Raw genomic sequence first — 10,261 nt, 5'->3', positions numbered from 1 at the left:
AACGCAGGTTCGCCAGCCATAGACGCCAGTGCATCTTCTTCACTGAACTCTGGCAAATCGAGCTCATCAAAATTGAATTCATCTTCTGATTCAGCTGGCAAGTCTGCTTCAACCTGTTCTGGCTCAACGGACTCGGACGTTTCTAACGCAGGTTCGCCAGCCATGGACGCCAATGCGTCTTCTTCACTAAACTCAGGAAGATCCAGCTCGTCAAAATTGAACTCTTCTTCGGACTCAGCTGGCAAGCCTGCTTCAACTTGTTCTGACTCAACGGACTCGGACGTTTCTAACACAGGTTCGCCAGCCATAGATGCTAGAGCATCTTCTTCGCTGAATTCTGGAAGATCTAGCTCATCAAAATTGAATTCTTCTTCTGAATCGTTGGTCGACTCAGTTTCCGGCTCCAATTCAGGCTCATCCAGTAGCCAATCTTCTTCTTGTGGAACACCGAATTCATTCTCTATTGTATTTGGTGTCGGCGTGAAGGCTGGAATGTCTTCCTCTTGCTCAACGTGAGGCTGTACCTCAGCACCGGACTCCACGGATGGTTCTTGTGTTGAATCAGTATCGGTAGCCTCTTGTTGTAGTGATGAAGCTTCCTCTATCTCCGTTTGTGTTTTTTCAACTTGCTGCGGTAAATCGTCTTCACTATCAAATAGAGCGTCAAGTTCAGCAGAAAAATCCGCTTTTTCTTGTTCTGTTGGCAGAAGTTCTTCACTGTCTGACTCAAATAGGTCGTCTAGCTCGCTCATTAAAGGATCATTCTCTGGTGAGAGGTCCTCTAAATCACCAAGAAATTCATCGCTGCTAAATGGCTCTGAAGCAGCCTCTGGCTCGGTTAATGGTTGCTCTTTTGCAGCTTGTTGCGTGTCTGGTTGGCTTTCACTTAATAAAGCGTCGATGTCCAACCCAGACTCAATGTCCTGATCTTCATGAGTTTGTTCTGACTCAACTACGGAAGATGGCTTTTCGTCGGCGTCTGGCTCACCAAAACCAAGTGATTTCAGTAACTCTTCCTCTTCCGATTTATTCAGCTCTGGGCTCTCGTCCTCTCGAATCAGATCATCAAACGGATCTAAATCAGCTTCAGTCTCTTCATCAAGTTCAGAGGTAACATCATCAATGAGTTCATCCAGTAAGTCTGTGCTATCTGCGTCTAACTCTTCGATCGAGTCATCACCTTCAAAACCAGAGATTGCTTCTAGCTCGTTTAGTGGATCAAACTCGTCTGTGTCATCTTCATCAAAATCAATGAGTTCATCGAGTAGCTCTGTACTGTTTTCATCTAGAACAGGACCTTCATTGGCGTCAGCTTCTCGAACTTCCGATTCACTAGCCGGTTGTTCATACTGGGCCAATAGCTTATCGATATCGTCGTCAGATGCCTCTCCTACACTAAAGTCATCATCCGAAACGGGCTGTTTTAACTCAGGCTCATCAGTATCTAAATCGAAGTCATCGTTGCCAAGTTCAGCAAACAAGTCATCAAGCATATCCTGGTCGACAGTGTCACTTGGTAACTCTTCTGACGGCTCATCGGCTGCAAGTAACTCGGCAAATGCGTCGTCTGAAAGCGAGTCTGATTTCTCATTCACATCATCCGAAAGATCGAAGCCAGACTCATCGTCATCGAGCACTTCTAGTTCTGGAGCAACCTCATCTAAGGCTCGCTCCATTTCTTCTAAACCAAGCGCTTTTTCTTCGCCGTTGACTTGGATACCATTGTTCGATGACTCAAACTCATCCAGACCAACATCTAGGTCACCGTCATCGCCAATATCTGCAAATGGGTCATCGTCCCCTTCCAGATTGAAATCAAGTTCTTCATCGTCGAGGTTAGCAAAGACGTCTTCTTCTAAATCTGACTTCTCTTCTTGTAAAGACTGTGTGTTGATATCTTCATCTGCAAACAATTCATCATCAAGCGTGAGCTCTTCATCAAGCTCATCCGCCGCCGCTAAACCGATTGGCGCCGCAAGAGGATCAACGTTTTGCTGTTCCTGTGCAGCCGCTTCTTCCTCTTTCGCTTTAGAGCGTCGACCAAGAAGCATAACAACTAGCAACGCAATCAAAGCACCAGGAATTAATGCCGCAAGACCAACAAGCCAACCATTAGACAAAATTTTGTCCATGGTGCTTGGTTGCATGCGTTGTTGTTCAGCAAGGCGCTGGCGCTCTTCTGCAAGCAGTTTCTCGACTTCTGAGCGAATGCGTTCTTCGTCATTCAGCTCGCTTTTCAAAGTTTCGACTTCGCTTTGCACTTCTGACAGCATCAATCGAAGACGATGGTTCTTCTCTTCTAATGACTCTAATTCACTTTGTGAGCCTTGAAGTTTGTCCTTCAGCGCACTGACCTGCTTTTCACCCTGCGGAGAGGTGGTTACTGGTGGCGCAGGGATGACGGGTATTGTTTTCGGAGTTGGTTTTGGCTCCGTTGCTGCCACTGTCTCTGGCTTAGCCGCAGGCTTGGGTTCTACTTTAATTTGTGGCTTTGGTTGCTCGGTGACTCGTTGTGCTGGCGTCGCTCTATTTGTCGGCTTCGGCTGTTTTAACTTAGCTTCATGCGCCTTCATAATCGCAACAGCTTGCGCTGTGGTCGCGCTTTGCACTTGCTCTAGAGAAGGTACTCGTAGCCGACTACCTGGGATCAATTCATGAATGTTTTGGTTCTCAAACGCTTGAGGGTTAATTCGGTAAATGGCAAGAAGCGTTTGTTGAACGGTAACACCGCGTGAAGGTCGTAATTCTGAAGCGATCGACCATAGTGTTTGATTTTCACCAGTCGGACCAAAGAAACGTGACGGTTGAGTATTCGCAGGAGGAGCAGGTAATGCTCGCTCAATATCTTCAGCATAGCTCGGAGATGATTGCACTTCACCAGACGGTCCAACAAGACGAATTCCTTCGGCTTGAACCACTGATGATGTCTGAGTCGCGCTCATCAACACAAGGGCTGCTAACAAACGCTTATAATTTTGACGCATAGAAGGCTCAGTTTTGTGCTAAATACAATTTGAAATGGTGATCGGTTAAATATATCGGATATCGCATGCAAAACTATAGCGTTGAGAATAAAAAATGTGTGGCTCTCGCCATATTCGTACTAATCTCACACTATTTTGTTTCGTTCGTACAAAAAAGCCTCGCACTGTGCGAGGCTTTGAAATGAATTGTAAACGACTTAGTAGTAATCGCGGATCAGAACTTCTGCGATTTGCACCGCGTTAGTTGCCGCGCCTTTACGCACGTTATCAGCAACAACCCACAGGTTTACGCCGCTATGATGGCTGATATCGTTACGGATACGGCCAACCATTACATGGTCTTTACCGCCCGCATCGCGAACTTGTGTAGGGAAGTCTTCACCGTGGAACACTTCGATACCGTCTGTTTGCTCAAGCAAGTTAACAACTTCTTGTGCATCGATAGGTGAACGAGTCTCAATGTGAAGTGCTTCTGCATGACCGTAGAATACAGGAACACGTACACACGTTGGATTGACTGCGATTGATGGATCGTTAAAGATCTTCTGTGTTTCCCACACCATTTTCATTTCTTCTTTGGTGTAGCCGTTTTCCATCATCTGATCGATTTGTGGAATACAGTTAAACGCGATCTGTTGAGAGAATTGCTTCTTGTCTGCAGGCAGACCGTTTAGCAGCTTCGCCGTTTGACCTGCTAGCTCATCAATACCCGCTTTTCCTGCACCAGATACCGATTGGTAAGTTGATACGTTAATACGCTCAATGCCCACCGCATCGTGAATTGGTTTTAGTGCCACCAGCATTTGGATGGTTGAACAGTTCGGGTTCGCGATGATGTTACGGTTACGAAACTCTGCAATCGCTTCTGGGTTTACTTCTGGCACAACAAGAGGAATGTCGTACTCGTAACGGAAGTGTGATGTATTGTCGATAACAATCACGCCTTCATCAGCGGCAATTGGAGCCCACTTGGCTGATAGCTCACCACCAGCAGAAAACAGTGCGATATGCGCTTGAGACCAATCGAACTCTTCTACGTTTTGAACGCGTACCGTTTTACCATTGAAGCGGTAAGTCTTGCCTTCGCTGCGCTCACTCGCGAGTAGGAAGATTTCGCCTACTGGGAATTTGCGCTCTTGAAGCACATCCAAAATTGTTTCACCGACCGCACCGGTCGCACCTAAAATGGCAACATTATATTGCTGGCTCATTGACTTACCTCAATCTGAAAACCTAGTTCTGCTAATGGAGCAAGGTTACATGTTTTGTTACCCACTAGCGTGACAGCGCTGTATTCACGGCGATCCCAGTAGTTTTTACGCATCAGGTCAAAAGCACCTGGCTTACTGATTTCACGGCGGAAAAGGGCGTCATCTCTACGCACATCATAGATTAACTGCGTGATGTTATGCAGTGTTGCTTCGTCCCAAGCTCTGTCCAATACCATAGTAGGAACAGGCGCGGTTGGCAGTAAATCGCTGGCATGCGCACGTAATTCGTTATTTAAGAACTCACAATAGCTGTTGAAAATCATCGTCGTACCGCGAGCTTTCCCTTCCAGACCATAGCCTGCAACGTGAGGGGTTGCGAATGCTAGCAGAGGCAGAAGCCCCATATCAACCTCTGGTTCAAATTCAAATACGTCAAGTGCCGCTGTAAAGCCATCGTTTTTCAAAAGACGTTGCTTCAAAGCAGCGTTGTCAACGATGGGACCTCGAGCCGCGTTAATCAAAATTTGATCGCTGCGGAGACCATTTAATACCTTCTCATCAATCAAATGATGCGTTGGGTATGGGCCATCTTTGGTGATTGGCGTATGTAGTGTAATGATGTCTGAGCTTTCAATCAGTTCTGTCAACGGAGTAAAGCTACGAGGATCACCAGCCTCTTGTTTGAATGGGTCATTGATGAGAACTTTCATACCCATGCCTTTCAAACATTTCTCTAGGTAGCTACCTACTTGGCCTGCACCAATAATACCTACTGTCTTGTCAAATACCGAGAAACCTTGTTGCTGAGCGAGCACCATCATCACGCTGAACGCGTATTCCGCCACACCCACTTTGTTACACCCTGGCGCCGCAGTGAAGAAAATACCTTTCTCTTTTAAAAGTGCTTGGTCAACATGATCCATGCCTGCCGTGGCCGTACCAACAAACTTCAGCTTGTTTGCTTTGCTGATCAGGTCAGCATTCACTTTGGTGACTGAGCGAATCATTAGGGCATCAACATCCACTAAATCATCGGCGGTCAGTGTACGACCTGGTTTTAGAATTACGTTACCGAGTTGGCTGAATAGTTCTTCAGCATACGGCATATTTTCATCAACAATAATTTTCATAGCGCCAGCGTTCTAACATCCATTTGTAAGAGTTCGTTTATTCGCAAGATGCGAAACTAAAGCGATTGTGCCCTTTTCCCGAAAAATCTCAAGATATAACACCAATAAACCTCAAGGAGGTAACTCCTATAGAATCGATTGACGGGAAGCCTAGAGAAAAGCAGAAACAGAGAAAAGAAAAAGCCCGGCTAAATAGCCGGGCAAAGTTCCAGAACAAAAGGATCCTATCCCGCTCTCCATGGGATAGAGTCTGCGTCTGTTCGATCAGTGTGACTGATCAAGCTCTGGAAACTGGATTGTTGGCGTTTACAGTACTCTCGCAAGGCGCCAACAAATTCAGTTAACCTTGGTACTTTTTAATAACCAAAGTTGCGTTTGTGCCGCCAAAGCCAAAGCTGTTTGACATTACGGTCGTTAGCTCTGCATCACGAACTTCTGTCACGATGTCCAGACCTTGTGCTGCTTCGTCCAAGTTTGAAATATTGATGCTTGGAGCAATGAAGTTTTTGTCTAGCATAAGTGTTGAGTAAATTGCTTCGTGCACGCCCGCTGCGCCGAGTGCGTGGCCAGTCATTGCTTTTGTTGCAGAGATTGCAGGGCTGTTCTCACCAAACAATTGTTGGATAGCACCAAGCTCTTTCACATCACCAACTGGTGTCGATGTACCGTGCGTGTTGATGTAATCCACACCATCAACGTCTTGCATCGCCATCTTCATACAACGAATTGCGCCTTCACCTGATGGCGCTACCATGTCGTAGCCATCTGATGTCGCACCGTAACCTACGATTTCACCGTAGATTTTCGCACCACGTGCCAGTGCGTGCTCTAGTTCTTCAATAACCAGCATGCCGCCGCCGCCCGAGATAACAAAACCGTCACGGTCTGCATCGTATGTACGAGATGCTTTGTCTGGCGTGTCATTGTATTTGGTTGACAGTGCGCCCATCGCATCAAACATCATAGTTTGAGACCAATCTAGCTCTTCGCCGCCACCAGCAAAAACAATATCTTGTTTGCCTAGTTGAATAAGCTCCATAGCATGGCCGATACAGTGTGCAGATGTTGCACATGCAGAGCTCATTGAGTAGTTCACGCCACGAATCTTAAATGGCGTAGCAAGACAAGCAGAAACAGTAGAAGACATAGTACGAGGAACCATGTAAGGACCAACTCGCTTTACGCCTTTGGCGCGCATCGTGTCTGTCGCTACCGTTTGATTGTATGCAGAAGCACCGCCAGAACCTGCAACGATACCGGTACGATCGTTTGAAACCTGCTCTTCTGTAAGACCAGCGTCTGCGATTGCCTGCTCCATTGATAGGTATGCATAAGCAGCCGCATCACCCATAAAGCGCATCTGCTTACGGTCGATGTGTTCCGCCGGGTTGATTTTTAGGTCACCCCATACTTGCGAACGAAGACCGTGTTCTTTGAACTGCTCAGATGCAGTGATGCCAGATTTGCCCGCTTTAAGAGACGCTAGAACTTCTTCGACGTTGTTACCGATACTTGAAACAATACCCATACCGGTGATTACGACTCGTTTCATTATGACATTCCTATAATTCAAAAATCCGCTAGATGATAACTAAGATAGTCAACAAAAGTGGTCAGCTTTCCCATAAATTCGTACAATCGCCCCATTCTTACCGCGCCAAATCACAAATTTGCACCATTATGACTTCAATAAAAAACGCAGAACTTGGTTGGAACGAAGCTGGTACTCCGGTTTCAGACCAATTTGATGATGTTTACTTCTCTAACGTAAACGGTCTTGAAGAGACACGCTACGTTTTCTTAAAACAAAATCATCTCCCAGAAAGATGGCAGGAATTTGACCAAAGACGTTTTGTCATTGGTGAAACAGGATTTGGCACGGGATTAAACTTCTTAGCAGTATGCCAGTGGTTTAGTGAGTTTCGTCGTCAGCATCCGGACGCAACATTGAAAGAGCTGCATTTTATTAGCTTTGAAAAATACCCATTAAGCAAAGCCGATTTAAAGAAGGCGCATGAAGCTTGGCCTGAGCTAGCTGAGTACGCGGAAAAGTTACAAAAGCACTATCCTGCCGCTGTGCCGGAGTGTCATCGCATTGTTTTAGAAGACGGTGCAATCACACTCGACCTTTGGTTTGGTGACATTAAAGACTGCATGCCGCAAGTCCCATACAACGAACAAGGTTTGATTGATGCTTGGTTCTTAGATGGATTCGCGCCAAGCAAAAACCCAGAGATGTGGAACCAAGGCCTGTTCAACAACATGGCAAAGCTAGCCAAGCAAGATTGTACAGTTGCCACGTTTACCGCAGCAGGCTTTGTACGTCGTGGTTTGAACGAAGCTGGCTTTACAATGAAAAAGGTGAAAGGTTTCGGCACTAAACGAGAAATGATCGCCGGCTCTATGGAGCAACGTGAAAAGCAGTCGAACCATCTCCCTTGGTTCAATCGCTCAGCATCTAGCAATCTTGATTCGATTGCCATCATTGGTGGTGGTATAGCTAGCGCGGCGTTAGCGAAAACGTTAGTTCGTCGTGGCCAAAACGTCACCCTTTACTGTAAAGACAAACAACTAGCCAAAGGAGCTTCAGGCAATCGACAAGGAGCCGTTTATCCACTGCTTAATGGCCCGCACACGGGTGTTTCACGAGTGTTTGCTCCTGCATTTTTGTTCGCACGTCAGTTTGTTGAACAAGCAGCACAAGAGATCGATTTTGATCATGACTGGTGTGGCGTGACTCAGTTGATGTGGGATGACAAATCCACAGACAAACTGGAGAAAATACTTGCGGGTAACTTCACACCAGAGCTCATTCACAAGCTGTCCGCCGAGGAGACTGCGAACACTATCGGGTTACCTATTGATATGGCATCTGTGCACTACCCAATGGGAGGGTGGCTGTGCCCTGCCGAGTTAACTCGTGGGTTAATTAAACAATTGGAGCAGACGTCGTTACTCTCAACAAAGTTTGAACATCATGTTGAGGCATTAGATTGGGATGAAAAGCGTCTGCTCTGGCTACTAACGGCGAGTGGTCAAACATTTGAGCACTCAACGGTTGTGATTGCGAACGGCCATGAGTTCCAGACATTGAGTCAAACCGCTTCCCTCCCAATGGGGCAGGTGAAAGGACAAGTCAGTCATGCGCCAGCAACCGAAACGCTGAGTCAGCTGAAAACGGTGTTGTGTTACGACGGTTACATGACACCTGTTAACCCAAGTAATCAACACTTGTGTATCGGTGCAAGCTACGACCGTAGTCACCTTGACTACGAATTTGATGAAAACGCCCAAAAAGATAATGCGGAAAAGCTAGTGAAATGTGTACCGAATCAAACATGGGCAAAAGAGGTAGATATCACTGGTAATCAATCTCGCCAAGGTATTCGTTGTGTTAGCCGAGATCACTTACCATTTGTCGGGAATGTGGGTGACTTTGGGACGATCAAAACGCAATACGCCAACTTACAAAATCAAAAAGCAGAAGAGGTAGAAACCATTCATCAGTACCCTAACCTATTCTGCTTCTTAGGTTTAGGATCTCGTGGACTGAGCTCTGCACCATTATTAGCTGAAGTGTTGGCCTCCCAGATCTGTGGGGACCCGCTGCCATTACCGGTTGATGTATTGACCGAACTTCACCCAAGTCGAATGTGGGTTCGTAAACTAAGAAAAGGCAAAGCCATTACCGAGCTGTAAGAGTATTCTCTCGTTTTAATTCCCGACACAGACACGTGTCGGGAATCGCTAACTCATTAAGTCGCTCGTACTGAGATTACTTCAGCAGTGCAACTGCCTGTTTCACTTGCTCTGCCACTTCTGGGTTTACAACCTTACCCGATTCCACGTCAAAATTTTCGTAGAAGCTCGGCACAGATAACGATGCCTTTACATCCGCGCCAAAAAATTGAGCAGAACCTGTCGCCGCCGCAAGAACACTTTGTGCACCACCGGGACCAGGGGAAGTTGCTAAATAAACGACAGGTTTGTTTTGAAATACATTACGCTCAATGCGCGTCGCCCAATCGAACAAGTTTTTATAGGCCGCTGGGTACGAACCGTTATGCTCTGCGAAGGAAACAACGAGAGCGTCAGCCTCCGCCAAGTCACGTAAAAACGCGACAGCCCCTTCAGCTTGACCTATTTCTTTCTCTTTGTCCTCGCTAAACATTGGCGCTTGATAATCGTTTAAGTCTAGAACATTCACTTGAGCGCCTTCGACTTGATTTGCTGCGTATGTAGCAAGTAGTTTGTTGATTGAGGTAGAGCTGGTAGATGCACCAAATGCGACAATTTTCATGGTTGTAATCCTTTGTTCACGTTTTATGCTGATCAGAATAAAAGTTGAACAGTTTCGCTACAACCACAAAAATTTTATGGAGAGGTTCGAATTTTTCGAAGTAGTAAATGACTAGGATTAAATAAAGGGAGAACGCTGCTTAGGGACTAAGCCTGAGCCTGGAGCTCTTGCCACAAATCACTGACAATCACGCGATCGGCCGGGCTTAACTCGGTACGCGCATCTTCTAAGCTGCTCTCAATGCGTGACTTCAGCTCAGTAATATCGCTAATCCCTTCTTCTTCACAAGACGCCGCGGATAAAGAGATGTGACCACGTAAATAACCACCAGCAAACAATTCATCGTCAGATGCTGTTTCAATTCGAGCATCAATCAGTTCCAGTAGTTTTTCTTCAAATTCAATAATCATGGTGTATCTCTGAGGTTATTAATGGTTATTTAACGCAAAAGTCCGACGCTTCCAGTGGCTTAGTTTGATAAAATGCGCGCAGGGCATCAGAAAGCATTTTCACTCGCAAAGGCAAGCCTACGTCCAAAATACCCAGCACTTCTTTATGTACTTTTTGCATAAAGCCGAGCCTATCTGGTTCAAAATCGCCGTGTAGATTGTCACAACTCACCGTAAAAGGGAAGCC

At 46.2% G+C, this 10,261-nt stretch carries 8 protein-coding genes; 1 reads left to right on the top strand and 7 read right to left on the bottom strand.

The features are described 5' to 3' along the window. The 4 genes from R7P67_RS11840 to fabB form a co-directional block, all read right to left on the bottom strand. Positions 1–2,984, bottom strand: a 2,984-nt coding sequence (locus R7P67_RS11840; RefSeq protein WP_318085970.1) for a FimV/HubP family polar landmark protein, incomplete at its 3' end; no start/stop codon positions are given. 197 nt (positions 2,985–3,181) lie between these two features. Continuing rightward, the gene (locus tag R7P67_RS11835) at positions 3,182–4,195 is read right to left on the bottom strand and encodes an aspartate-semialdehyde dehydrogenase (protein ID WP_017635929.1); all 1,014 of its coding nucleotides are present in this window, start codon (positions 4,193–4,195) and stop codon (positions 3,182–3,184) included. After that, positions 4,192–5,325 (bottom strand): 4-phosphoerythronate dehydrogenase, encoded by a 1,134-nt coding sequence (locus R7P67_RS11830; RefSeq protein WP_017635930.1) that lies wholly within the window; start codon positions 5,323–5,325, stop codon positions 4,192–4,194. The genes R7P67_RS11835 and R7P67_RS11830 overlap by 4 nt, the downstream gene beginning before the upstream one ends. A gap of 340 nt (positions 5,326–5,665) precedes the next feature. After that, the gene (gene fabB / locus R7P67_RS11825; RefSeq protein ID WP_213874822.1) at positions 5,666–6,877 is read right to left on the bottom strand and encodes a beta-ketoacyl-ACP synthase I; all 1,212 of its coding nucleotides are present in this window, start codon (positions 6,875–6,877) and stop codon (positions 5,666–5,668) included. A gap of 128 nt (positions 6,878–7,005) precedes the next feature. On the opposite strand from fabB, the gene mnmC reads away from it, so the two are divergent. Further along, on the top strand, positions 7,006–9,024 hold the full coding sequence (mnmC, locus tag R7P67_RS11820; protein ID WP_262653330.1) for a bifunctional tRNA (5-methylaminomethyl-2-thiouridine)(34)-methyltransferase MnmD/FAD-dependent 5-carboxymethylaminomethyl-2-thiouridine(34) oxidoreductase MnmC: 2,019 nt from the start codon (positions 7,006–7,008) through the stop codon (positions 9,022–9,024). Between the two features lie 76 nt (positions 9,025–9,100). On the opposite strand, the gene R7P67_RS11815 is transcribed toward mnmC, so the two are convergent. The 3 genes from R7P67_RS11815 to R7P67_RS11805 form a co-directional block, all read right to left on the bottom strand. Then, a complete protein-coding gene (locus tag R7P67_RS11815) occupies positions 9,101–9,625 on the bottom strand; it encodes an NADPH-dependent FMN reductase (RefSeq protein WP_005380552.1) in 525 nt (174 codons plus the stop codon). Positions 9,626–9,771: 146 nt separating this feature from the next. After that, positions 9,772–10,035 carry a YfcL family protein gene (locus R7P67_RS11810; RefSeq protein ID WP_005380548.1) on the bottom strand — a complete coding sequence of 88 codons (264 nt, stop codon included), beginning with the start codon at positions 10,033–10,035 and terminating at the stop codon, positions 9,772–9,774. Between the two features lie 25 nt (positions 10,036–10,060). Then, positions 10,061–10,261: elongation factor P hydroxylase (locus tag R7P67_RS11805; protein ID WP_318085969.1), on the bottom strand; the 201-nt coding region annotated here is incomplete at its 5' end.

Source organism: Vibrio sp. Vb0937, assembly GCF_033338855.1.
This window is presented reverse-complemented; position numbering and strand designations above follow the sequence as displayed.